At 73.5% G+C, this 23920-nt stretch carries 18 protein-coding genes; 6 read left to right on the forward strand and 12 right to left on the reverse strand.

Features of this window, described 5'->3' with window-relative positions; genetic code table 11:
• Nucleotides 1-46: 46 nt before the first annotated feature.
• Nucleotides 47-2311, forward strand: a complete 2265-nt coding sequence (locus NI25_RS08975) for an MMPL family transporter (protein ID WP_061441945.1) — start codon at nt 47-49, stop codon at nt 2309-2311.
• A gap of 78 nt (nt 2312-2389) precedes the next feature.
• Here the strand turns inward: NI25_RS08975 and NI25_RS08980 are convergent, their stop codons facing one another.
• From NI25_RS08980 to NI25_RS09000, 5 genes are all read right to left on the reverse strand, one after another.
• Complete coding sequence (locus tag NI25_RS08980) at nt 2390-3646, reverse strand: glycosyltransferase (protein ID WP_061446835.1); 1257 nt, start codon at nt 3644-3646, stop codon at nt 2390-2392.
• Nucleotides 3647-3714: 68 nt separating this feature from the next.
• Nucleotides 3715-4497 (reverse strand): 23S rRNA (adenine(2058)-N(6))-methyltransferase Erm(O), encoded by a 783-nt coding sequence (erm(O), locus tag NI25_RS08985; protein ID WP_061441946.1) that lies wholly within the window; start codon nt 4495-4497, stop codon nt 3715-3717.
• A 325-nt stretch (nt 4498-4822) separates the two neighbouring features.
• Nucleotides 4823-6106, reverse strand: coding sequence for an ABC transporter substrate-binding protein (locus NI25_RS08990; RefSeq protein WP_107071670.1), 1284 nt, complete (start codon nt 6104-6106; stop codon nt 4823-4825).
• Nucleotides 6106-6939 (reverse strand): carbohydrate ABC transporter permease, encoded by an 834-nt coding sequence (locus tag NI25_RS08995; RefSeq protein WP_061441947.1) that lies wholly within the window; start codon nt 6937-6939, stop codon nt 6106-6108. Before NI25_RS08995 ends, NI25_RS08990 begins: the two co-directional genes overlap by 1 nt.
• A complete protein-coding gene (locus NI25_RS09000; RefSeq protein ID WP_061441948.1) occupies nt 6936-7883 on the reverse strand; it encodes a carbohydrate ABC transporter permease in 948 nt (315 codons plus the stop codon). Before NI25_RS09000 ends, NI25_RS08995 begins: the two co-directional genes overlap by 4 nt.
• 154 nt (nt 7884-8037) lie before the next feature.
• Here NI25_RS09000 and NI25_RS09005 point away from each other — a divergent pair, with 154 nt between their 5' ends.
• A complete protein-coding gene (locus NI25_RS09005; protein ID WP_061441949.1) occupies nt 8038-8904 on the forward strand; it encodes a phosphotransferase enzyme family protein in 867 nt (288 codons plus the stop codon).
• Between the two features lie 99 nt (nt 8905-9003).
• Here NI25_RS09005 and NI25_RS09010 read toward each other — a convergent pair whose 3' ends face one another.
• Together NI25_RS09010 and NI25_RS09015 are read right to left on the reverse strand one after the other, a co-directional pair.
• Nucleotides 9004-9738: a 3'-5' exonuclease gene (locus NI25_RS09010; protein WP_061441950.1), complete on the reverse strand. Its 735-nt coding sequence runs from the start codon at nt 9736-9738 to the stop codon at nt 9004-9006.
• A 106-nt stretch (nt 9739-9844) separates the two neighbouring features.
• Complete coding sequence (locus NI25_RS09015; protein ID WP_061441951.1) at nt 9845-11092, reverse strand: SAV2148 family HEPN domain-containing protein; 1248 nt, start codon at nt 11090-11092, stop codon at nt 9845-9847.
• A gap of 367 nt (nt 11093-11459) precedes the next feature.
• Here NI25_RS09015 and glgX point away from each other — a divergent pair, with 367 nt between their 5' ends.
• Nucleotides 11460-13568: a glycogen debranching protein GlgX gene (gene glgX, locus NI25_RS09020; RefSeq protein ID WP_061446837.1), complete on the forward strand. Its 2109-nt coding sequence runs from the start codon at nt 11460-11462 to the stop codon at nt 13566-13568.
• Nucleotides 13569-13649: 81 nt separating this feature from the next.
• A complete protein-coding gene (gene treY, locus NI25_RS09025; protein WP_061441952.1) occupies nt 13650-16094 on the forward strand; it encodes a malto-oligosyltrehalose synthase in 2445 nt (814 codons plus the stop codon).
• Nucleotides 16095-16171: 77 nt separating this feature from the next.
• On the opposite strand, the gene NI25_RS09030 is transcribed toward treY, so the two are convergent.
• Together NI25_RS09030 and NI25_RS09035 are read right to left on the reverse strand one after the other, a co-directional pair.
• Nucleotides 16172-17497, reverse strand: a complete 1326-nt coding sequence (locus NI25_RS09030) for a M14 family zinc carboxypeptidase (protein ID WP_061441953.1) — start codon at nt 17495-17497, stop codon at nt 16172-16174.
• A 143-nt stretch (nt 17498-17640) separates the two neighbouring features.
• Nucleotides 17641-18192 carry a DUF1707 and FHA domain-containing protein gene (locus NI25_RS09035; protein WP_061441954.1) on the reverse strand — a complete coding sequence of 184 codons (552 nt, stop codon included), beginning with the start codon at nt 18190-18192 and terminating at the stop codon, nt 17641-17643.
• A 170-nt stretch (nt 18193-18362) separates the two neighbouring features.
• On the opposite strand from NI25_RS09035, the gene treZ reads away from it, so the two are divergent.
• Nucleotides 18363-20108: a malto-oligosyltrehalose trehalohydrolase gene (gene treZ, locus NI25_RS09040; RefSeq protein WP_061441955.1), complete on the forward strand. Its 1746-nt coding sequence runs from the start codon at nt 18363-18365 to the stop codon at nt 20106-20108.
• A gap of 18 nt (nt 20109-20126) precedes the next feature.
• Here the strand turns inward: treZ and NI25_RS09045 are convergent, their stop codons facing one another.
• A complete protein-coding gene (locus NI25_RS09045) occupies nt 20127-21110 on the reverse strand; it encodes an aminoglycoside phosphotransferase family protein (protein WP_061441956.1) in 984 nt (327 codons plus the stop codon).
• A 55-nt stretch (nt 21111-21165) separates the two neighbouring features.
• On the reverse strand, nt 21166-22296 hold the full coding sequence (locus NI25_RS09050) for an aminopeptidase P family protein (protein WP_061441957.1): 1131 nt from the start codon (nt 22294-22296) through the stop codon (nt 21166-21168).
• A gap of 173 nt (nt 22297-22469) precedes the next feature.
• Here NI25_RS09050 and NI25_RS09055 point away from each other — a divergent pair, with 173 nt between their 5' ends.
• On the forward strand, nt 22470-23225 hold the full coding sequence (locus NI25_RS09055) for a phosphodiesterase (RefSeq protein WP_061441958.1): 756 nt from the start codon (nt 22470-22472) through the stop codon (nt 23223-23225).
• Here the strand turns inward: NI25_RS09055 and NI25_RS09060 are convergent.
• Nucleotides 23218-23847 (reverse strand): PDZ domain-containing protein, encoded by a 630-nt coding sequence (locus NI25_RS09060; RefSeq protein ID WP_061441959.1) that lies wholly within the window; start codon nt 23845-23847, stop codon nt 23218-23220. The genes NI25_RS09055 and NI25_RS09060 overlap by 8 nt on opposite strands.
• Nucleotides 23848-23920 lie beyond the last annotated feature (73 nt).

The raw sequence follows: 23920 nt of genomic DNA on the forward strand, positions 1-23920 counted from the left end.
GGTGGCGGCAGGGGGCCGGCACCGCTCAGGAGGGGGCAGGCCGGTCATGCGGAACCAGGAGACACGGGTGCGGGGCATAGCAGCCCGGGCGGGAGGCTGGAGCGCCCGGCACCGATGGGCCGCCGTCGGGATCTGGGTGCTGTTCGTCGTCCTGGCGACGGGCCTCGGTTCGGCGGCCGGCCGGGTCGACGTCAAGGACAGCGACCAGATGGGCGGCGAGACGCACACCGCCGCCAGGATCGTCGAGGAGGCGGGGATCGACGAGCCGGCCAGTGAGTCGGTGCTGGTCCAGGCGAAGTCGGACGGACTGAAGGCCACGGACGCCGAGTTCCGGGCCGCCGTCGGCGCGGTCGTCACGGCGGTGGAAGAGACCGGGGAGGTCACGGGCGTCACCTCACCGTACGACGCGAAGACCATCTCGAAGGACGGCCGCAGCGCGCTGGTCCAGTTCGACATGCGCGGCGAGGCGGACACCGCGGGCGACCGGGTCGAACCGGTGCTGAAGGCGGTCGAGGGCGTCCAGAAGGAGCACGAGTCGCTGCGGATCGAGGAGATCGGCGGCGCCAGCATGATGAAGACGTTCGACGACGCCTTCGGCGACGACTTCAAGAAGGCCGAGTACTCGGCGGTGCCGGTGGCCCTCGGGATCCTGCTGGTGGCGTTCGGCGCGCTGGTGGCGGCGCTGGTCCCGGTGGCGCTGGCGATCACCGCGATCATCGCGACGATGGGCCTGATGGGTCTGGTCAGCCACTTCCAGCCGATGAGCGAGACCGCCAACTCCGTGATGCTGCTGGTCGGTCTGGCCGTCGGTGTCGACTACTGCCTGTTCTACCTGCGCCGTGAGCGCGAGGAGCGGGCCGCTGGACGGGACGCGCGGACGGCCCTCAGGATCGCCGCCGCCACCAGTGGCCGGGCGATCGTCGTCTCCGGCGTCACGGTGTGCGTGGCGATGGCGGGCATGCTGTTCACCGGCATCGCCGAGTTCGAGGCGATGGGCCTGGCCTCGCTGATGGTGGTCGCGGTCGCCATGGTCGGCTCGGTGACGGTGCTGCCGGCGCTGCTGTCCCTGCTGGGCGAGCGGGTGGAGAAGGGCCGCGTGCCGTTCCTGCGCCGGCGCCGGCCGAGCGGCTCGACGGGTGAGGGAAGCCGGTTCTGGACGGCCGTGCTGAAGCGCGTACTGGCCAGGCCGCTGCTCGCCGCCGTGGTCGCCGTCGGCGCGCTGCTGGCCGTCGCCGCGCCCGCCCTGGGCATGAAGACGCAGAACCTCACGCTGGACCAGGAGTTCGGCGACTCGCTGCCCATCGTGCAGACGTACAACCGGGTCAACGAGGCCTTCCCCGGCGGTTCCGACCCGGCCGAGGTGGTCGTGAAGGCCGACGACATCAACGCGCCCGAGGTGCGGGCCGCGCTCGCCGACTTCCGGGAGCGGGCGATCGGTTCGGGCGCCTCGCGCGGCCCCGTGGACATCACGGTGCACGACGAGCAGAACGTCGCGCTGGTGTACGTCCCGCTGGTCGGCGGCTCCGACCAGGACGAGGCGGGCGAGAGCCTGGACAAGCTGCGCGACGACGTACGGCCCGCGACGCTGGGCAAGGTCGACGGCGTCGAGGCCCCGATCACCGGTCAGGTGGCCGGCAACAAGGACTTCAACGACCAGCTCGTCGGGTCGGTCCTGCCGGTCTTCGCCTTCGTCGTGGTCTTCGCCTTCCTGCTGATGCTGCTGTCCTTCCGCTCCCTGACGGTCGCGATCACCTCGATCGTGCTCAACCTGCTGTCGGTGGGCGCGGCGTACGGCATCCTGGTCGCCGTCTTCCAGCACGGCTGGGGCGCCTCGCTGGTCGGCGCGGAGGGCGTGGGCGCCATCATCACGTGGCTGCCGCTGTTCCTGTTCGTGATCCTGTTCGGCCTGTCGATGGACTACCACGTGTTCGTGGTCTCCCGGATCCGCGAGGCCCGGCTGCGCGGGCGTTCCACCCGGGACGCGATCCAGCACGGCGTGGTCACCACGGCGGGGGTCGTCACCAGTGCCGCCGTCATCATGGTCGCGGTGTTCGCCATCTTCGGCACGCTGTCCATGCAGTCGATGAAGCAGATGGGCGTGGGCCTGGCGGCGGCGGTGCTGATCGACGCCACGATCATCCGGGGCGTCCTGCTGCCGGCCGTGATGTCCCTGCTCGGCGAGCGCAACTGGTACCTGCCGAAGTGGCTGCACCGGCTGCCGGACCTCACCCACGACGAGTCGCCCGAGGCGATCGCGCCGGCGGTGCGGGACGGCGAGCGCGGGGAGCGGGGCGAACCGGTCGGGGTCTGACCGGCACGGCGCCACACGACGGCCGCAGGGCCCGTCGGTTCCGGGGAACCGACGGGCCCTGCGCCGCGTGCTACCGGGTCAGCCGCGCGCGGCGGCCAGTTCGGCCTCGATGAGGTCGGCGGCCCGCCGGGTGCCGCCCTCCTGGGCCATCTGCGCCTGGGTCGCCTTGAGGCGCCCTGCCACCTCAGGGTCGTCGACCAGGGCGAGGGCGGCGGTGCGCAGCGCCTCGGCGGTGGCCTCCTCGGTCGGCAGCGTGCGGGCGACACCGAGGCCCTGGAGCATGTCGGCGTTGCCGAACTGGTCCGCGGCCTGCGGTACGGCGATCATCGGCGTGGCCGTCGCCAGGCCCTCCTGGCTGCCGCCGGCCCCCGCGTGGGTGACGAACAGGTCGGCCTGCTGGAGGATCGCCAACTGCGGCACCCACGTGCGTACTTCCACGTTGTCGGGTACGTCGCCCAGCTCGGCGGTGTCGATGTGCCGCCCGACCTGGAGCACGGTGTGCCAGCCGGGCAGCTCGCCGAAGGCCTTGACGCACTCCCGGTAGAACGCCGGCTGCTTGGTGAAGGCGGACCCGAGGGAGACGAGGACGACCTTCTCCGCGCCCTCGGGCCGTGTCCAGTCGCCCTCGGCGGTGCGGTCCCCCTGGCAGGCGCCGACGAAGGTGTACGCCTTCTCGTCGACCCGCTCGGCGTTGGGCTGGAGCGCCTTGGGGATCAGTACCAGGGAGCGGTCGGGGCGGCCGACGAACGGGTCGGGGTGGTCGGTGATCCCGTTCTCCTCCAGCCAGGCGTGGAACCGGGCGTAGTACGCCTGTCCGCGCTCGGTCTTCAGCGGCTCCTCCCACATCGGCTCGGCGACCTCCTGCTCGTATCCCTCCCAGGCGACCATGCAGGGTGACAGGGAGATGACCGGCACGTTCCAGCGGCGGCCGAGGACGCGGGCGGCGTAGGAGCCGATGTCGTGCAGGATCAGGTCGGGCTCGTCGCCCTCGTACGCCTCGGCGAGCTGCGGGAGCGCCTGGATCGCGTCGTCGAGGAAGGGCTCGACGTTGTCCAGCAGGGTGCTCCCCCACGCCTCCGGGTCGGCGTCGGGGCCGGGCAGCGTGCTGTTCCACAGCTTGGGTTCGGCGCCCGTCTCGGCGACCTTGTCCGCGAGGAGCGGCGGGATCGCGTACGTCACCCGGTGCCCTCGCGCGACGAGCTCGCGGATCACCTCCAGGCTGGGGTTCACGTGGCCGTGCGCGGCGATGGAGAACATGGCGATGTGGGCGGGTCGGCTGGTCATGCGACGACCGTACGCGAGACGAGACGTCTCGTGCAACTCTTTTCGGTTCATCTCCTGGGACTCCTTCGGGTTCATCTCCCGGGACCTCTTCCGGTTCATCAGGTGGGGCTCCTTCCGGTTCACGCCGTCAGCTCCTCGTGCAGCCGGAGCCAGCGGTCGGGCGCGACCTCGCCGACGAGCAGGGCGGGGTCGAGCCGGGCGGCACGGAACGCCGCGTCCACCCGGCGCCTCGGATGGGCGCGGCGCAGGGACGCGTGCAGCGAGCCGCCGACGCCCGAGAAGCCCAGTTCGACCAGGTCCGCCCAGCTACGGCGGGCGACGGGACCGGTGAGCAGCGGGGCGGGGCGGCGCTCGATGCGGAGGATGCCGGCGTCGACGCGCGGCGCCGGGCGGAAGCGGAGGCGGTCCACCCGGCCCACCAGCCGCCATGCGTGGTGCGGCCAGGTCAGGACCGTGAGCAGGGTCCAGCGGCCGTAGTCGCCGGTGCGTTTGCGGGCGTACTCGAGCTGGGTGATGAGGGTGGCGTCGGTGAGGGCGGGTGCGCTCAGGCACCAGTCGACGATGTCGGCCGTGCGCGAGAAGGGCACGTTCCCGGCGACCGAGAACGGCGTGCGCGGGGGCCGCGCGGCGAGGAAGTCGCCGAGGACGACGCGGACGTGCGGGCTGTGCGCGAAACGGGCGCGGAGTCCGGGGACGAGCCGGGGATCGATCTCGTAGGCGTGCAGTTCGCGGCTGCGGCGGGCGAGCGGCTCCGTGAGAGCCCCCTTGCCCGCGCCCACTTCGAGCACGAGCGGAGGGGAGGCGCGGTCGGGGGCGGCGAGCCGGGCGACGTGGTGCGCGGTGGCGCGGTCGGCGAGGAAGTTCTGCGAGAGCGTGCGGGCACGCTGGGTGGGGCGGGCCATGGCCTGCGGTCCTTGTCTTCCGTGACAGGGGGGAGAAGGGCAGCCGAAGGCCCTGACCGGAAGACGAAGGCAAAAAGGGAATGCGGAGGCTCAGCCCCGCCGCGCGCGCCCGGGACGCGTCGAACGCGTCCGGTGCGTCAGCGGCGGGGGGACCCCGGGCCGGTCAGGGCTCCGGGGCCACGACGCATCCTGATGGCGTACGTGCAGCCCCGGCCGAGACCGGAGTTGAAGATCGCGTTGAAAGCTGCCACGGACGCGACGTTAGGCGGGCGGGCACCCGGCGGGCAACCGGTTTTCCCGCGGCCCGTCGCGGGGTGGGCGGCGGTCAGCGCTGGTAGCGGGCGAGTACGAGGTTTCCGTCCTCCTCCAGTCTGTGGCGCAGTTCGTCCATGTCGATCGCTCCGCTGTAGTACTCCTGGAGCGCCGGTGTCGCCACCTTGTCCTTCCACTCGGCGTACCCCCGTACGGACTGCGCGGGCGCCGAGCGCAGGTGGGCGGCGAGGGCGGTGCCGGTGGCCCAGCCGCCTTCGGACGTGTGCAGGGCGGGGTCCTTCAGGGCCTGCTCTCCGGTGGGCAGCATCCAGTCGCCGAGGGCGAGACGCACCATGTTGTCCGGCTGGAGCAGGAAGTCGACGAAGGCCGCCGCCGCCTTCTTGTGCGGGCTGTCCTCGGCGATGGACAGGGTCTGCGGGCTGACGCCCTGGACGAGCCCGTCGGCGCCGGCCGGGGCGGGCAGCACCTGCCAGTCGAAGCCCTCGGGTGCCTGCTGCTCGATCTGCTGACGGTAGGAGAAGCCCAGCGGCACCATCGCGTACTTGCCCGCGAAGAAGCCGGGCAGCGTGTCGGAGCCGCCGCTGCCCAGGGTGGTGGGCGAGGCACTGTGGTCGGTCTCGACCTGGTCGTGGACGGTGCGGGGAACCACCTGGTCGCCCGCCTCGAAGCGGACGGTCACCTTGCCGTCGGCGCCCCGGTGGAACAGCTTGCCGCCGGCGGACAGGGAGAGGTTGAGCGTGGCGGAGACGGGCTCCTTCAGCGGCCAGGCCACTCCGTACGTGCCGTCGCCGCTCAGCTCCTTCGTCACCTGCCGGAACTCCGCCCAAGTCCAGGGGTGTTCCGGTGTCGGGATCCGCACGCCCGACTTCTTCAGCAGGGTGGCGTTGGCGATCAGCACCCGTGGTTCCTGGAGGAAGGGCACGCCGTAGACGCCGTCGCCGAAGGTGACCGTCTCCCAGCTGTGCCGCGGGATGTCCGACTTCAGCCGCGCGGGGAGCAGTTCCGTGAGGTCGGCGAGGTAGCCGCCGTAGGCGAAGTCGGCGAGGTCGTCGGAGGCGTCGTGGATGATGTCGGGCGCCTCGCCGCCCTCGAAGGAGGTGAGGAGCTGGTCGTGGACGCTGTCCCAGCTGCCCTGGACGTACTCGACGCGCACGTCCGGGTGGGTGGCGTTCCACTCCCGCACCAGTTCCTTGTTGGCCTGGACCGACTCGTCCTGCCAGGCCAGTGACTGGAAGCGGAGGGTGATCCGGCCGTCGTCGCCGTCGCCGCCCCCTCCCGCGCAGCCGGAGACCAGCAGGACGAGGGCGAGGAGCAGGGTGGTGGTCCTGGCGCGCATCAGCTCTTCACCGCCCCGGCGAGCATGCCGCCCGTGATCCGCCGCTGGATGAGGGCGAAGACCACCAGCGAGGGCAGCGTGGCGAGGAAGGCCGCCGCGGCGAGCGGTCCGAGGTCCGCGACGCCCTCGGCGCCGATGAAGTGGGTGAGGACCACGGGCAACGTCTGTTTCTCCGGCGTTTTGAGCAGGACCAGCGCGAAGAAGAACTCGTTCCACGCGGTGATGAACGCGAAGAGAGCCGTCGCCACGATCCCCGGCGCGAGCAGCGGCGCGGTCACCGAGACCAGGGTCCGCAGCCGCCCGGCGCCGTCGACCGCGGCCGCCTCCTCCAGCTCGCGCGGCACGGCGCGGACGTATCCGGCGAGCATCCACAGCGCGAACGGCAGCGACCACACGACGTACACCATCACCAGCCCGGCCACCGAGTTGATCAGGCCGAGGTTCTTGAGGACCAGGAACAGCGGGATGATCAGCAGGACGAAGGGGAAGGCCTGGCTGACCACGACCCACCCGGTGGCCGCCTTGGCCAGCCGGCCGCGGCGGCGGGCCATGACGTACGCCGTCGGGGTCGCGATCAGCACCGCGACCACGGCGGCGCCGAGGGCGGCGACCAGGGAGTTGAGCCCGGCGTGCAGCAGTGGCTGCTCGTCGAAGGCCTGCCGGAAGTTGTCGAGGGTGGGGTTCTCCGGGATCCAGGTGGGGTGCAGGCTCGCCAGCTCGCGCGGTGGTTTGAAGGCGATGGAGATCAGCCAGAGGAAGGGGAAGGCCAGGAAGACCAGGTACGCGAACAGCGCGGCGTACTGGCCCACACGGGCGCCGGTCGAGGTCCTCACGCCTCGTCACCTCCCTTGTCCCCGCCGCGGAGCCGGCCCACGAGGAAGACGGCCAGCAGCAGCGAGACGACCGCGACCATGACGCAGCCCATCGCCGCCGCGTAGCCGAACTGGCCGTAGCGGAAGGCCTCCTCGTAGGCGAAGAGCATGGGCAGCCGGGTGCGTCCGCCAGGTCCGCCGTTGGTGAGCACGTAGACCAGGGCGAAGGAGTTGAAGTTCCAGATGAGGTTGAGCGCGGTGATGGCGAGGGCGACCGGTCTGAGGGTCGGCCAGGTGACCGTCCGGAACCGGCGCCAGGCCCCAGCGCCGTCCACCGCGGCCGCCTCGTGCAGCTCGCGCGGGGTGTTCTGCAGTCCGGCGAGCAGCGCGACCGTGGTCTGCGGCATGCCGGCCCAGACGCCGACGACGATGACGGCGGGCAGTGCGGTGCCCAGGCCGCTGAGCCAGTCGTGGCCGTCGCCGAGGCCGAGGTCGCGCAGCGTCTCGTTGAGGATGCCCGCGTCCGTGTTGTAGACCAGCCGCCACATGATGCCGACGACGACCTCGGGCATCGCCCAGGGGATGATCGCGAGGGCCCTGGCCAGCCAGCGCAGCCGGAGGTTCTGGTTGAGCAGCAGGGCGAGACCGAACGCGAGCAGGAACTGCGGCACCGTCACCCCGACCGCCCACACCAGACCGATGCGGAACGACTCCCAGAACAGCGTGTCGTGCAGCAGGTCCCGGAAGTTCAGGGCGCCGATCCACCGGGTGGGCTCCGTGCGGCCCGACTGGGCGTCGGTGAACGCCAGCAGGATGCCGTAGAGCAGCGGTCCCACGCTGAGGACGAGGATCGGGATCAGCGCGGGCAGCACCAGGAACCAGGCGCCGTGGTCCGGTCCGCCCCGTGGGGCGTCCGGCGCGGGCGCACGGCGCGCCGGTCTCCTCGGCTCGGTCACCAATGTCACGCAATCAACCCCTTTGCGCTGCTTGAACGGGCCTCGTCATGGTCGTGAAGTGACCGCGTCCCGTCAAGAGGCCGCGTACACGCTCCCACCTGTGCGAATGCGACACTGGCCCCCGGCACGGCCGGAACGGGTACGGACACGGAGGCGCGAGGCGATGGACGAGGCACGGGCGCGGGAGGTGCTGGCCGCGGCGGGAGTGCTGCCCGGTGCGGCGCGGGAGGCGCGGCTGCTGGCCCTCGGCGAGAACGCGGTGTTCGCCGCCGGCGACCTGGCGGTCAAGGTGGGCCGAGACGCCGAACTCCTCGAGCGGGCGCGCCGGGAACTGGCCGTCGCGCTCTGGCTGGAGGAGGCCGGCGTACCGGCGGTGCGGGCGGCCGAGCCGGCGGCGCTGATCGTCGACGGCCACCCGGTCACCGTGTGGCACCGGCTGCCCGACCCGGTGCGGCCCACCGAGCCCAGGGACGTGGCCGCGCTGCTCCGGCTCGTCCACGAACTCCCCCTCCCCGCTTCCTTCGAGCTGCCGCCCCGCGAACTGCTGGGCGGTGTGGAACGCTGGCTGCGCCTCGCGGGCGACGTGATCGACCCCGCGGACGCGGCCTATCTGCGCGAGCGCCGGGACGGCTTCGCGTCGGCCGCCGCCGCGCTGACCCCGCACCTGACGCCGGGTCCCATCCACGGGGACGCGCTGCCCCGCAACGTGCACGTCGGCCCCGACGGGCCGGTCCTGATCGACCTGGAGACCTTCTCCGCCGATCTGCGCGAGCACGACCTGGTGGTGATGGCGCTGAGCCGGGACCGCTACGGGCTGCCCGCCGAGGCCCACGACGCCTTCACCGCGACCTACGGCTGGGACGTGCGCGAGTGGGACGGCTGCGCGGTGCTGCGCGGCGCCCGGGAGACGGCGAGCTGCGCCTGGGTGGCGCAGCACGCGCCGAGCAACCCGAAGGCGCTGGCCGAGTTCGAACGTAGGGTGGCGTCGCTGCGGGACGGGGATCCGACCGTGCGGTGGTATCCCTTCTGACGCGAGGTGCCTTCCGGCCCGGGAAGGTGCCCGGACGGCCGGCCGGGAACGGCTGACCCGGGCGCGCCGAGCCGGACCGGCGGACCCGGGAAGGATGGCTCAGACCCGCTCGTCGGCCGGTGCCCCGGACGGCTCGCGCAGCGGCCAGGTCCCGTCGACGACGGCCGTGGCGTCGCCCTTGCGGCGCAGGAAGCTCTGGAAGTCCGCCGCCCACTCGGCGTACCACTCGACCTGGCGGCGGTGCAGGTCCGCCGGGCCGAGGGCCGCGACCTTGGGGTGGCGGCCGGCTATCGCGCAGGCCAGCCGGGCCGCGGCGAGGGCGTCGGCCGTGGCGTCGTGGGCGGCGTCGAGCGGGACTCCGTACTCCCGGCAGACGGCTTCCAGGTTCCGTTTGCCCCTGCGGTAGCGGTCGACGGCACGGTCGATGGTGTACGGGTCGATGACCGGGGCGGGGTCGAGGCCGCCGAGGCGCTCGCGCAGGGACGGCAGCCCGTGGCGCCGCAGTTCGGCGGAGAGCAGGGTGAGGTCGAAGGCCGCGTTGTAGGCGACGACCGGGACGCCGGCCTTCCAGTGGTCCGCGAGGACTTCGGCGATGGCGTCCGCGACCTGGTCGGCGGGGCGGCCCTCACCGGCCGCGCGTTCGTTGCTGATGCCGTGGACCGCCACCGCGTCCGCCGGGATCTCCACGCCGGGGTCGGCCAGCCACTCCCGCCGGCCGAGCGGCTGCGAGCCCCTGACCTCGATCACGGCTCCCGTGACGATGCGCGCCTCGCGCGGATCGGTGCCCGTCGTCTCCAGGTCGAAGCCGATCAGCAGCTCGCGGTGCCAGCCCATGGGCGGTCCCCCTTCTTGGTGGTGCGTTCCCCCAGTGGTCTCCACCTTCCCATGGGCCACTGACAATCAGAGGATCGCATTCCGCTTACGCGCCCGTGGGCCACGTTCAGGACACCGGCCGCGAATCCGCCCACATCAGTTCGAACTCCTCACGATAGGTGGGGAAGAGTCCGCCTTCGTCGAGCCGGTCCGACTTCACCACCTTTCCGCCGTTGCGCCCGTTGCGCAGGACGAGCACCGGCGCCTCCATGCCGCGCGTGCGGCGCAGATAGGACTGCACGACCGCGATGCCGTCGGCGCCGTCCCCGTCGACGAGGTAGGCGGTGAAGCGGGGCGTCTCGTCGAAGACCTGGATCTCGAAGGCACCCGGGTCCCGCAGCCGGGCGCGCACCCGGCGCATGTGCAGGATGTTCATCTCCACCGCGCGGCTCAGCTCGCCCCGCTTGATGCCCAGTTCCCGCTCGCGGCGCTTGATCGCGCTGGAGGCCGGGTTCAGGAAGAGCAGCCGCACCCGGCCGCCGGCCTCGGCCATCCGCAGCAGGCGGCGGCCGGAGAAGTTCTGCACGAGCAGGTTGAGGCCGATGCCGAGGGCGTCCACGCGGCGGGCGCTGCCGAACAGGTCCTCGGCCGGGAACTGGCGCAGCAGCCGCACCCGGTCCGAGTGCACGGCGACCACGTCGGCGTAGCGGTCCCCGACCAGGTCCTCCACGGCGTCCACCGGGAGCCGGCGCGCGGACGGCACGTCGCTGCCCGCGCCCAGGACCTCGAGCAGCCGCGCGGAGGCCCGTTCCGCCTGGTTCAGGACCGCCTCGGACAGCGCCCGGTTGCGGGAGACGACGTTGCGGGTGACCTCCAGCTCGTCGAGGGCCAGTTCGACGTCGCGGCGCTCGTCCACGTAGGGCTCGAAGCAGGGCCAGTGCTGCACCATCAGCTCGCGCAGCTGGGGCAGGGTGAGGAAGCTGAGGACGTTGTCGTCGGCCGGGTCGAGCAGGTAGCCCTTGCGGCGGCTGACCTCGCGGACCGCGACCGCGCGCTGCACCCACTCCTGTCCGGCGGGTCCGGCGGCGGCGACCACCCAGTCGTCGCCGTGGACCGGTTCGTAGACCGGCCGCAGGACGGCGGCCACCACCGCGCGCAGCCGCTGCTCGACGAGGTTCAGCCAGATGTAGGCCCGGCCCGCCCGCTGCGCACGGGTGCGCACCTCGTGCCAGGCGTCGGAGTCCCAGTCCAGCTCCGGACCGATGGCGCCCGCGTTCATCGGCCGCGCCAGGGACACCGCACCGGGCGGGACGTCCGTGGAGTTCCCCTGATGACCCTCGTCACCAGGAGGCAGCTCCAGCCCTCCCGAGCCCACCCGAGTACCGCCTTCCGCTCCCCCGGACACTGCCGGGGACACCCCGTCCCAACGATCAAGGAAGGGTACTCCGCCGACGGTCCGCGGTGCAGCCCGATGGACGGGCCGGTTTTCACCAACCTCCTTGGTCCACGGGCGTGTTCCACCGCGGCTCACACCGGGGGGTGAGCGGTTTCATAGCGGTGACGCGGCCGGGTGGCGCGACGACGGCTCCGCACCCCTCGCAGGGGCCCGCGCTGAGGGAACGCCTCCTGGGTGGGTAGGAGGACGTACGTGCTAGGTGGTCGCCTCACTTTCGGGGAGACTTCCGGGGGACTCGGAGCCAAGGCGTCCGCAGCGGCGCCCCACACCTGAAAGAGTCGTGCTCATGCAGGTCTGGCCTGGAGAGGCGTATCCACTGGGTGCCACGTACGACGGCGCCGGCACCAACTTCGCGGTCTTCACGGAGGCCGCCGACCGAGTAGAGCTGTGTCTGCTGCACGACGACGGCTCGGAGACGGCGATCGAGCTGCGGGAGAGCGACGCGTTCGTCCGGCACGCGTACGTGCCGGGCGTGATGCCGGGGCAGCGGTACGGGTACCGCGTGCACGGCCCGTACGCCCCGGAGCGCGGGCTGCGCTGCAACAGCGCCAAGCTGCTCCTCGATCCGTACGCGCGTGCGATCAGCGGGGCGGTCCAGTGGGGCGAGGAGGTGTACGGCTACCACTTCGGCCAACCCGAACGGCGCAACGACCTCGACTCGGCCCCCCACACGATGACGTCGGTCGTCGTCAACCCGTACTTCGACTGGGGCGACGACCGGCGCCCCCGTACGGAGTACCACCACACGGTGATCTACGAGGCCCACGTGAAGGGCCTGACGATGCGGCACCCGGGCCTCCCGGAGGAGCTGCGCGGCACCTACGCGGCCCTCGCGCACCCGGCGCTCATCGAGCACCTCACCGGGCTCGGGGTGACCGCGCTGGAGCTGATGCCGGTCCACCAGTTCGTCAACGACCACCGCCTGGTGGACATGGGTCTGAACAACTACTGGGGCTACAACACGGTCGGCTTCTTCGCCCCGCACAACGCGTACGCCTCCTGGGGCGACCGCGGCCAGCAGGTGCTGGAGTTCAAGTCGGCGGTCAAGGCGCTGCACGAGGCCGGGATCGAGGTGATCCTGGACGTCGTCTACAACCACACCGCCGAGGGCAACCACCTGGGCCCGACGCTGTCCTTCAAGGGGCTGGACAACCCCTCCTACTACCGGCTGGCCGACGACCCCCGCTACTACATGGACACCACGGGCACCGGGAACTCGCTGCTCATGCGGTCCCCGCACGTCCTTCAGATGATCATGGACTCGCTGCGCTACTGGGTCACCGAGATGCACGTCGACGGCTTCCGTTTCGACCTCGCGGCCACCCTGGCCCGGCAGTTCCACGAAGTGGACCGGCTGTCGTCGTTCTTCGACCTGGTGCAGCAGGACCCCGTGGTCTCCCAGGTGAAGCTGATCGCCGAGCCGTGGGACGTGGGCGAGGGCGGCTACCAGGTGGGCAACTTCCCGCCGCTGTGGACCGAGTGGAACGGCAAGTACCGGGACACGGTGCGGGACCTGTGGCGGGGCGAGCCGCGCACGCTGGCGGAGTTCGCCTCCCGGCTGACCGGGTCGTCCGACCTCTACCAGGACGACGGGCGCCGCCCGCTCGCCTCGATCAACTTCGTGACCTGCCACGACGGCTTCACCCTGCACGACATGGTGGCCTACAACGACAAGCACAACCACGCCAACGGCGAGGACAACCGGGACGGCGAGAGCCACAACCGCTCCTGGAACTGCGGCGTCGAGGGCGACACCGACGACCCGGCGGTGCTGGAACTGCGGGCGCGGCAGATGCGCAACTTCATCGCCACCCTCCTGCTCTCCCAGGGCGTCCCGATGATCAGCCACGGCGACGAGTTCGCCCGCACCCAGCGGGGCAACAACAACGCCTACTGCCAGGACAACGAGCTGGCGTGGGTGGCGTGGCCGGAGGACGACCCCGACCTGCTGCGGTTCACCCGCGCGATGGTGTGGCTGCGCAAGGACCACCCGGTCTTCCGCAGGCGCCGCTTCTTCCACGGGCGCCCCGTGCAGGGCACCCACGACGAGCTCTCGGACATCGCCTGGTTCACCCCGGAGGGCGCGGAGATGACCCAGCGGGACTGGAACTCGGCGCGGGCCTCGGCGCTCACGGTGTTCCTGAACGGCAACGCGATCTCCGAGCCCGGCACCCGCGGGGAGCGCATCGCCGACGATTCGTTCCTGCTGATGTTCAACGCCTCGCCGAAGCCGCTCGACTTCGTGGTGCCGGTCGACCACGGCCGGCAGTGGGAGGTGGTCGTCGACACCGCCCTGACGGAGGGGGTGCCCGCGGGCACGGGCCCGAAGGTGCAGGCCGGCGACCGGCTGACCCTGCTGGACCGGAGCCTGACGGTGCTGCAGCGGCCCGTGTAGGGCCCGGGCCGGGGCCGGCCTCCTGCATCCGTGCAGGGGGCCGGTGACAGGAATGGCGGCGGGGCGGGTACACAGCTTTCCATGACACCTGAGCGACCCGACCCGGTGCCGTCCCCGGCCTCCCCCGCCCCCGCCGCCCCTCCCTGGGCGCCCGTCCCCTCGGCCACCTACCGGCTCCAGCTCCAGCCGGACTTTCCCTTCGGGGCCGCCGCCGCGGCGGTGCCGTATCTGGCCTCGCTCGGCGTGTCGCACCTGCACCTGTCCCCGGTCCTGGAGGCGGTCCCGGGCTCGCCGCACGGCTACGACGTCGTCGACCACGCGCGCGTGCGCGCCGAACTGGGGGGCGAGGAGGGGCTGCGGGCGCTGTCGCGCACCGCGCGGGAGCACGGTCTGGGCCTGGTGGTGGACATCGTGCCCAACCACATGGCGATGTCGCCGCGCCACAACCACCCCCTCTGGGAGGTGCTGCGCGAGGGTCCCGGGTCGCCGTACGCGCGGTGGTTCGACATCGACTGGCAGGCGCAGGGCGGCCGGGTGCTGCTGCCGGTGCTGGGCGGCCCGGTCGGCGAGGTGCTGGGCGACCTCCGGGTCGACGGCGACGTGCTGCGCTACCACGAGCACGCCTTCCCGCTGCGGGACGGCACCGCGGACCTGCCGCTGCCGCGGCTGCTGGACGCGCAGTGGTACCGCCCGGTGTGGTGGCGGCTGGCCCGTACCGAGCTGAACTACCGGCGCTTCTTCAGCATCTCGGAGCTGATCGGCGTCCGCGTGGAGGATCCGGAGGTGTTCGAGGCCACCCACGGGACGGTGCTGCGGCTGCTGCGCGAGGGCGTGGTCGACGGCCTGCGCGTCGACCACCCCGACGGCCTCGCCGACCCCGATGCCTATCTGGAGCGGCTGCACGAGGCCAGTGGCGGCCGGTGGACGGTGGTGGAGAAGATCCTCGCGGACGGGGAGCGGCTGCCCGCCGCCTGGCAGGTCGCCGGCACCACGGGGTACGACGCCCTGCGGCACGTCGACGGACTGTTCGCGGACCCCGCCGGGTACGGGCAACTGCTGGACGAGTACCGCCGGTTCTCCGGTCCCGGGCCGGACCGGGGCGGGGACTGGGCGGCGACGGTGCGCCGCGCGGCGTACGAGGTGCTCGGGCACGAGCTGGCCGCCGAACTGGACCGGCTGACCCGGGTCGCGCACCGCCTGTGCGCCACGGCCCCGGACCTCGCGCTGCGCGACCGGGCGCCCTGGGCACTGCGCACGGCGCTGCGCGAGCTGCTGGTGCGCATGGAGGTGTACCGGCCGTACGCGTCGGTGGACGCGGCGACGGTGGTCACCGAGGAGGCCGCGGCCGAGGCCCGGCTCGTCTTCGCGGTGCCCGAGGAGGCCGGCGCCGTGGACGTCGTACGGGACCTGGTCCTGGGGCGGTACGGCGACGGGCCCGAGCACGTGGAGTTCCGGACGCGGTTCGCGCAGACCGCGTCGGCGCTGCGCGCGAAGTCGGTCGAGGACACGGCCTTCTACCGCTACGTGCCGCTGCTGTCGGCGACCGAGGTGGGCGGCGACCCCGGCAGGCCGGCCGTGTCGGCCGGGGAGTTCCACGCGTACTGCGCGCGCGTGCAGCGCGACTGGCCCGCGACGGGCACGGTGGTCTCGACCCACGACACCAAGCGCAGCGCCGACGTGCGCGCCGCGCTGGCGGTGCTCACCCAGTGCCCGGCGCGGTGGGCGGACGTCCTGGCACAGGCCACGGAACTCGCCCGGACGGGCGGGGAACCGCTGGACGGACAGGTTGCCTGGGCGGCCTGGCAGACGGTGTTCGGTCTGGGCCCGGCGGACGAGGAGCGGGTGCGGGAGGCGCTGCTCAAGCACGTGCGCGAGGCGGGCCTGCACACGAGCTGGACGGAGCAGGACCCCGCGTACGAGGAGGCGGTGGCCCGTTTCGTGGCGTCGGGGCCGTGCGGCGCGCCGGGCGAACGGATCGCCGCCCTGCGCAAGGCGCTCGAGCCGCACGTCCGGGCCAACGTCCTCGGCACGGCCCTGGTCCATCTGACCATGCCGGGGGTGCCGGACCTCTACCAGGGCACCGAGCACGAGTACCGGGCACTGGTGGACCCGGACAACCGCCGACCGGTGGACTTCCCCTCCGCCGGGGCCGGCGGCGCGGGCGTGGGCATCGGGGAGCGGGGGGAGAAGGCGGCGGTGACCCGGGCGGCGCTGGCGCTGCGGGCACGGCGGCCCGGCGCCTTCGGCGACGCGGCGGCGTACGCGCCGCTGTCCGCCGAGGGCCCGGCGGCGGAGCACTGCGTGGCGTTCGCCCGCTCCGGCGAGGTCGTGACGGCGGTGACCCGGCTGTCGCTGCGGCTGGCGGAGGCGGGGGGCTGGCGCGGCACGACGCTGGCGCTGCCGCCCGGCCGGTGGGCCGGCGTTCTGGCGCCGGAGCGGGAGTTCGCGGGGCACGTGCGCGTGGCGGACCTGTTCGCGGACCTGCCGGTGGCGCTGCTGGAGCGGGTGGATGCGGCGGAGCAGTAGAAGGGCGGCCGAGCTGTGAGGGGCGGCGGAGGGGCGAGGGCCGCGAGGACGCGGCCCGCGGGTCCGGGCGGACCGGGTCAGTCCCGGTGCATGGGCACCGCGGCCTCGGTCTCCCGGCCGGGACCGCCCGCGCGGGAGCCCGCGCCGGGACGCCGCCCGGCCAGTTCGAACGCGGCGAGTACGACCCGCGTCTGGTACTCCACCTGGCGCCCGACCGGTATCCACTGCGCGGCGCAGCCGTCGCGGTAGTCGGCGCAGCCCTCGTCGACGATCCGGTCCAGCTCGGGCAGGACGTCCGCCGGATCGCCCCCGGTGCGGGTGACCAGCTGGTGCAGCAGTCCCGCGGTCCGCAGGGACAGGCGCCGTCCGGCCAGCCGCAGCGCGACGAGGTGGGACGTGTTCATCGGCGGCAGTGAACGGCCCGTTCCGTCGTCGGTGTCGGGGTCCCACGCGTCGGCGAGCCGGGGGCAGACCAGCAGGTAGTCGTCGACCGGTGCGAGCAGGTGCGCCGCCTCCGGCACGGTGGCGAGGTGGGGCCTGAGGCGGGCCAGGACGCGGTGCAGGCGCCGGGTGTCGTGGCGCAGGGTGCTGCTCACGGTGCGCAGCACGGCGTCGCGGTCGGCCGGGGGCGAGCCGTCCGCGACGGCCGCCACGCCCCACATGGGTGCCTCGACGACGGCGGTGACCGTGCCGTAGCGGCGCGGGTGGCACCAGGTCGAGTCGACGGCGGCCTCGGTGATGGCCGCGGTGAAGTCGCCGCGGCGGGGCGGGGGGATGCGGTAGACGGCGGGACCCAGGTCGGGCCAGTACAGGGTGTCGTAGGCGCCGAGCTCGCGGGGTACGGCGAGCCGGGCGGCGATGTGGGAGATGCGCTGGGCCAGGCCCGGCAGGTCGTGGGTCAGCTCGACGAAGCCGCCGCCGACGTCCACACCGTGCAGGGAGCACTGCAGGAAGGGCCGCAGCTCCTCCTGGAGGGCGAGCAGGGTGCGGGTCTCCGGGAGCGTGGCGCGGTCCGGACCGTCGGGCAGCCACTCGGGCTGTTCCAGGAAGCCGGGCCGGAAGAAGTTCCGGGCGTAGCGGCCCAGGGTGTAGGGGCCGGTCAGCCAGCCCTCGTTGCGGCGCAGCCCGTCGGGGTCGGCACACAGCAGCAGGTTCCAGGTGGCGTCCGCGCCGTCGGTGAGCCGGGGGTCGGCCACGGCCCGCTCGGCCAGCCGCAGGGCGGTGGCGCCGCCCACGGGTTCGTTCGCGTGCGGTCCGGCGACGACGAGGACGTGACGGCTGCCGTGGCCGACGGACAGCAGCAGCAGCGGATGGCCCGCGCGGGAGGTGCCGACGCGGCGCAGCCGGGCGTGCCGGGGATGCCGGGCGACGAATGCGGCGGCCCGGGCCCCCAGCTCGTCCACGGTCGGGTAGCGCAGGAGGGGCGGCAGGGCACACCTCCACGAAGCGGTCCGTCGGTTCACCTGGTGTGCGCGGTGTACGCACAGTCAGTCACGAGTTGGGGGGTACGTCAACACCGCGAAAAGCAAAGAGGATCCGGGCCCGGTCAGTTCGCCGACAGGCGGAAGGTCATCCGGCCGAAGCCGATCTGGTCGCCCTCGCGGACGACGGCCGCGCCGATGACCCGCCGTCCGTTGACCGTGGTGCCGTTGGTGGAGCCCAGGTCGCGCAGGACCCACATGCCGCCCTGCCGGCTGAGCTCCGCGTGCACGCGGGAGACCGTCTCGTGGCTCAGCCGCAGCCCGCTCGCCGGGTCGCGCCCTATGCGCAGCGGATGGCCGGCGCCGGGGTGGGGCAGCAGCAGCTTGGGCAGCCGCTCGGCCCGCCACGCCCGGCCGAGCCGCACGCCGAACCCGGACACCGCCGACACGGTGCCGAACACCATCCGCGACAGCCTGCTCTCGGTGTGCAGGTCGGCGGTGAGCACGGCCAGCTCCTCCACGCGGCGGGCGGCGAGTGCCAGTTCCATCCGGCGGACGAACGTGTCGTGCGACAGGCGCCCCATGGCGACGCCGTCCCGCAGCACGCTCAGCGCCTTGTCGCGCTCCGCGTCGGACAGCCGCGCGGGGTACGTGTGGAACTCGAAGGACGACGTCACGCAGCTGATTGTCGGTCAGCGGCGCCGAAGAGTCCAGAAAACGGCACCCCGTCCTCGCGCGCGTGCGGCACGACACTCGCCGCGAGCCGGGGCAATCCCCAGCGGAACGATCTCTTATGCAGGACCATGTACGGGCTACATCACGGTGAGCAGACGAAGGGGAACCGTCCGTGCAGTTCGAGGTGTGGGCACCGCAGGCCGGCCGGGTGACGTTGCAGTGCGACGGCGCCACGCGCGCGTTGGAGCGCGATCCGGAGCGGCCGGGGTGGTGGTGCGGTGAGGCTCAGGCGCGGGACGGCTCGCGGTACGGCTTCGCGGTGGACGGCGGGCCGGTGCTGCCGGACCCGCGCTCGCGCCGCCAGCCGGACGGCCCCGACGGGCTGAGCGCGGTCGTCGACCACGGCCGGTACGCGTGGCGGGCCCGCTGGGCGGGGCGTCCGCTGCCCGGTGGCGTCCTGTACGAGCTGCACGTGGGGACGTACACCCCCGAGGGCACCCTCGACGCCGCCGCCGAACGTCTCGAGCACCTGGTGCGACTGGGCGTCACGCACGTCGAGCTGATGCCGCTGTGCCCCTTCCCCGGGCGGCACGGCTGGGGGTACGAGGGGGTCTCGCCGTGGGCGGTGCACGAACCGTACGGCGGGCCCGAGGCGCTGAAACGGTTCGTCGACCGGGCCCACGAACTCGGCCTCGGCGTGGTGCTGGACGTGGTGCACAACCACCTGGGCCCGTCCGGCAACCACCTGCCCGCCTTCGGCCCGTACTTCACCGACACCCACCACACGCCCTGGGGTGCCGCCGTGAACCTGGACGCGCCCGGCTCCGACGAGGTGCGGGCGTATCTGGTGGACAGCGCGCTGGCCTGGCTGCGGGACTACCGGCTCGACGGGCTGCGCCTGGACGCGGTGCACGCCCTCGTCGACACGCGCGCGTGCCACTTCCTGGAGCAGCTGTCGGCCGCCGTGGACGGCCTCGCGGCCGACCTGGACCGGCCGCTGTTCCTGATCGCCGAGTCCGACCTCAACGACCCGCGGATCGTCACCCCGCGCGCGGAGGGCGGTCTGGGGGTGCACGCGCAGTGGAACGACGACTTCCACCACGCGCTGCACACCGCGCTGACCGGGGAGTCTCAGGGCTACTACGCCGACTTCGCACGCGATCCGCTGGCGGCGCTCGCCAAGACGCTGACCCGGGGGTACTTCCACGACGGCACCTACTCCAGTTTCCGGGGCCGCTCGCACGGCCGTGCGCTGGACCGCGGCCGCACGGCCGCGCACCGGCTGACCGGCTACAGCCAGACCCACGACCAGGTCGGCAACCGCGCCCAGGGGGACCGCCTGGCGTCCCTGGTGTCCCCGGGTCTCGCCGCCTGCGCGGCCACGCTGACGCTGACCGCGCCGTTCACGCCGATGCTGTTCATGGGCGAGGAGTGGGCGGCGGGCACGCCGTGGCAGTTCTTCACCGACCACACCGACCCGCAGCTCGCCGAGGCGGTGCGCAGCGGCAGGCGGCGGGAGTTCGCCGCGCACGGCTGGCGCGAGGAGGACGTGCCCGACCCGCAGGACCCGGCGACGCGCGAGCGCTCCTGCCTCGACTGGTCGGAGCCCGAGCGCGAGCCGCACGCGCGCGTACTGGACTGGTACCGGCGGCTGATCGCCCTGCGCGCCGAGCAGTCGGACCTGACCGACCCGGACCTGGCCGACACCCGGGTGGCGTACGACGGCACGGCGCGCTGGCTGGCCTTCCGGCGCGGCGACATCCGGGTGGCCGTCAACCTGGGCATCGAACCGGCGGCGATCCCGCTGGGCAACCGCCCCGCGCGCGTGCTGGCGGCGTGGGAACCGGTGGAGGGCCCGGGCGAGAACGGGGTACTGCGCGTGCCGGGCGAGTCGAGCGTGGTGCTGGTGCAGGAGTGAGCGCGGGACGCGGGGCCGTCAGACGGCGTCGTCCGGACCGGTGCCGTCCGGGGCGGTGTCGTCCGGGGCGGTGTCGTCCGGGGCGGTGTCGCGCAGCTCTGTCACGCGTTCCAGGAGGATCGGTTCCCAGGCGCGTCGCAGCCGGGTTCTGAGCAGGGGCAGGGACGGGCGGCTGCCGGAGCCGTCCTCCAGGGCCCGGGCGAGCCTGACGACGGCGTCGCAACGGGCCAGCCACAGGCCCCGCAGGCAGGGCCGGGCTCCGTAGCCGGCGAGGGTGGCGGCGCGGACGGCGGCCGGTGAGCCGACGGACAGGGCGAGGCCGGCGATGTCCTCGGCCGGGTCGCCGAGGACCGCCTCGCTCCAGCCCAGGACGCCGCGCACCCGGCCGTCGGCGCTGACGACGAGGTGGTCGCCGGTCAGCCCGTGGTGGACGAGGACCACCGCGCCCGGCTGGACGCCGAGCTGGGCCGCCGCCTCCCGGGTGAGCCGCTCCGGCCGCGCGGTGTCGAACTCGTCGGCCGAGGCGAGGCGGCGGGCGGCGCGCTCGGCGGACTGCCGCAGGGTCTCCAGGGCGCGCGGAGCCGCCCGCGGCACGCCGAGCGTCTCGGCCTGCCGCAGGGGCACCTCGCGCAGGCCGGTGAGCAGCGCCGCGAGGTCCGCCTCGCCCAGGGCGGACACGGCGTGGTCCTCACCCGACCCTCCGGCCACCTTGGCGTCCAGCGTGTAGGTGAGGCCCGGGGCCCACTCGCCGTGCGCCACGCTGTTCGGCAGCGTGACCGGGACGTGGGGCCGGACCAGTTCGCGCAGGCGCAGTTCGCGGCGTCCGCGCACCGCTGCCTCCCGGTCCGTGGCCAGCCGCAGGACGTGCCGGGCGCCGACCCACCACGTGCCGGGTTCGCCGGCCTCGGCGACCGGCCGCACGTCGGGCTCCGTGTTGCCGCCCAGCAGGGAACGGACCAGTCGGCGGACGGTGTCCGCGGTGGGTGTCGGTGCCTGGGTCATCTCGCGCCGTCGTCTCCCGGGTCTGCCGCGGTCTTCGGGGTCCGTCCGGCACCGGTCACTCGACCAGGACCAGCTCCCGCGTGGTGTCGTTGAACCGCCTGCCACCGTCCTCGGTGACGGTGACGATGTCCTCGATGCGTACCCCGAACCGGCCGGGCAGATAGACGCCCGGCTCCACGGAGAAGCACATGCCGGGCTCGAGGGGCTGCTCCTCCCCCTCGATCATGTACGGCGGCTCGTGGGTGGTGACGCCGATGCCGTGCCCGGTGCGGTGGATGAAGTACTCGCCGTACCCGGCGTCGGCGATGACGGCGCGGGCGGCCCGGTCGACGTCCTGGCAGGCGGCGCCGGGCCGCACCGCCCGGAAACCGGCCTCCTGGGCCTCGCGGACCAGGTCGTGCACCCGGCGCTCCTCGTCCGTGGGCTCGCCCACGTGGACGGTGCGGGAGGTGTCGGAGCCGTAGCCGTCCTTGAGGCCGCCGAAGTCGAGGACGATCATGTCCCCGTCCTCGATGACGCGGTCGCCGGCCTCGTGGTGGGGGTTGGCGCCGTTGGGGCCCGAGGCGACGATGGTGAAGTCGACCTGGGAGTGCCCGAACCGGCGCAGCAGGCCGGCGAGGTCGGCGGCCACCTCGGACTCCCGGCGTCCGCCGAAGCGGACCTTCCGGACCTCCTCGAAGGCGGCGTCCGCGGCCGCGCCCGCCGCCGCCAGCAGCTCCAGCTCCGCCGTGTCCTTGACGGCGCGGAGCATGGGCAGCGCCTCGGTGAGGGAGGCGTAGGACGTGCCGGGCAGGGTGCGCTGGAGGGCCAGCAGGTGCATCGCCCAGGCGTTGTCGCTGATGCCGAACCGTCCGGACCCGTCGAGGAGGGCGGCGGTGGCCGCGTAGGGGTCCTTGCCGTCGGTCCAGTCGCGCAGGGTCAGGGCGGGCGCGCCGGCCGCCTTCCCGGCGTCGGGGGCCTCCAGCGTCGGGACGACGAGCACCGGGTCGCGGCCGGGGGCGAGGACGAGCAGGGTGAGCCGTTCGGTGTCCGCCGTCGGCGCGTAACCGGTGAGCCAGACCAGATCGGGGCCCGGGGCCACCAGGAGCCCGGCCAGCCCCGCGTCGGCGGCCGCACGCGCGGCGCGTTCCATGCGGGCCCGGTAGTCGTCGGCGGTGAAGGGGACGGCGGGCCTGCTGCCGGTCATGCGCGCCTCCCGGGGCGGAAGAGTGAAGGGACCACGGGCAGCATCCTGCCCTCAGGACGGGGGCGACGCGAGCCGATTGGCGTTGATCCCCCCTCGCCGCTAATGGTTGGATGGCACGCAAGCATTAACATCGGGGGCGTTGCGGTCCGGGCGCCCGGAGGAGGGCCGGCACCATGCTCGTACTCGCGCACATCAGCGATCTGCACCTGGACGGAAGCCCGCGGGCCACGGAGCGCGCCGAGCGGGTGCGCGACCGGCTGTGGCGGCTGCCGGGGCGGGTGGACGCGCTCCTGGTGACCGGGGACATCGCGGACCACGGCACCGAGGCGGAGTACGAGGAGGCCGCTCGCATCCTGGGACTGCGTGACGGCTCCGCGCCGTTCCCCGTGCTCACCTGCCCGGGCAACCACGACAGCCGCGCTCCCTACCGCAAGGCCCTGCTCGGCCGCCCCGCCGCCGACGGCCCGGTCAACGGCATGCACGTCTTCGACGGCGGCGCGGTCCTGATGTGCGACTCCAGCATCCCGGGCAGCGACGAGGGGGAGCTGGACGAGGAGACGTACGGCTGGATCGAGGCGTCGCTCGACGGACTCGACGGCGGCCGGCCGGCCTTGCTCGCCTTCCACCACCCGCCCGCGGCCCTGCACCACCCCCTGCCCGACTCCTACCGGCTGCGCCACTCCGGGCGCCTGGCCGCGCTGCTGGCACGCAGGCCGGGGATCGCCGGGCTGATCACGGGTCATGCCCACACGCCCGCGGCCACCGTGTTCGCCGGGCGGCCGCTGGCGGTCGGCCCCGGGGTGACCTGGACGCTGCGGCTGCCCTGGGAGGGCGATCAGGTCGCGGACCGGGACGCGCCGGTCGGGCTGGCCTACCACGTGCTGGACGACGCCGGCCGCCTCACGAGCCACTTCCGCACGGTCACGTGACGACGCCCGGTACGGCCGTCAGCTGCTGGTAGCCGCCGCTCTTGTGGCGCACGGTGATGTTGACCTCCTTGCCGGGCTCGGCGCGGGCCACGGCGCGGGCGAGATCGGCGGCCGAGTCGACACGGGCCGTTCCGAAGGCCAGCAGCACGTCGCCCCGCACCAGACCCGCCGCGTACCCCGGACCCGGCACGTGGACGCCCACGACCCGGGCCCCGGGCCTCTCGTCGTCGACGGCCTCCACGCCGAGCGTCGCGCCGACTGGCGCCGCAGAGGGGGACGCCTCGGACGAGGGGCCCGCCGGGGCGGCCCGCGTGTCCGTCCCCCTGTCCGTCCCGGCTTCCCCTCCCTTTCCTCGCCCGTCTCCGGCTGCCCCGCCGGGTCCCGGCGCACCCGCCTGCCGCTGCAGCTCGGCCAGTTTGCTCATGCCGATCACCGTGGCGCCCACCGTGCCGAGCCCCACGCCCGCGAGGACGAGGACGGTGGCGGTGAGCACACCGAGCAGCACGGTGACGAGCCGCCGGCGGCGGCGCCCGGCGCGGGGCCGCGCGCCCGTGTCGGGCTCGGTGCCGGGCCCCGGGTCCCGGCCGGGCATCGGCTTGGGACGCAACGCTGTCTGTTCCATGGATCGCCTCCGGCAGGTGCTCTACCCGGCGCATCGGCGCGTGACGAGCCACGAAAGAGTGAGACTGAACGTC

Source organism: Streptomyces sp. CCM_MD2014, assembly GCF_000772045.1.
Classification (GTDB): domain Bacteria; phylum Actinomycetota; class Actinomycetes; order Streptomycetales; family Streptomycetaceae; genus Streptomyces; species Streptomyces salinarius.

What these genes read in the sequence shown, in the direction of transcription:
- NI25_RS08975 (WP_061441945.1), top strand. Translation starts at nt 47, where the DNA reads ATGCGGAACCAGGAGACACGGGTGCGGGGCATAGCAGCCCGGGCGGGA.
- NI25_RS08980 (WP_061446835.1), bottom strand. Translation starts at nt 3,646, where the DNA reads ATGAACCGAAAAGAGTTGCACGAGACGTCTCGTCTCGCGTACGGTCGT.
- NI25_RS08990 (WP_107071670.1), bottom strand. Translation starts at nt 6,106, where the DNA reads ATGCGCGCCAGGACCACCACCCTGCTCCTCGCCCTCGTCCTGCTGGTC.
- NI25_RS09005 (WP_061441949.1), top strand. Translation starts at nt 8,038, where the DNA reads ATGGACGAGGCACGGGCGCGGGAGGTGCTGGCCGCGGCGGGAGTGCTG.
- NI25_RS09010 (WP_061441950.1), bottom strand. Translation starts at nt 9,738, where the DNA reads ATGGGCTGGCACCGCGAGCTGCTGATCGGCTTCGACCTGGAGACGACG.
- glgX (WP_061446837.1), top strand. Translation starts at nt 11,460, where the DNA reads ATGCAGGTCTGGCCTGGAGAGGCGTATCCACTGGGTGCCACGTACGAC.
- treY (WP_061441952.1), top strand. Translation starts at nt 13,650, where the DNA reads ATGACACCTGAGCGACCCGACCCGGTGCCGTCCCCGGCCTCCCCCGCC.
- NI25_RS09045 (WP_061441956.1), bottom strand. Translation starts at nt 21,110, where the DNA reads ATGACCCAGGCACCGACACCCACCGCGGACACCGTCCGCCGACTGGTC.
- NI25_RS09050 (WP_061441957.1), bottom strand. Translation starts at nt 22,296, where the DNA reads ATGACCGGCAGCAGGCCCGCCGTCCCCTTCACCGCCGACGACTACCGG.
- NI25_RS09055 (WP_061441958.1), top strand. Translation starts at nt 22,470, where the DNA reads ATGCTCGTACTCGCGCACATCAGCGATCTGCACCTGGACGGAAGCCCG.
- NI25_RS09060 (WP_061441959.1), bottom strand. Translation starts at nt 23,847, where the DNA reads ATGGAACAGACAGCGTTGCGTCCCAAGCCGATGCCCGGCCGGGACCCG.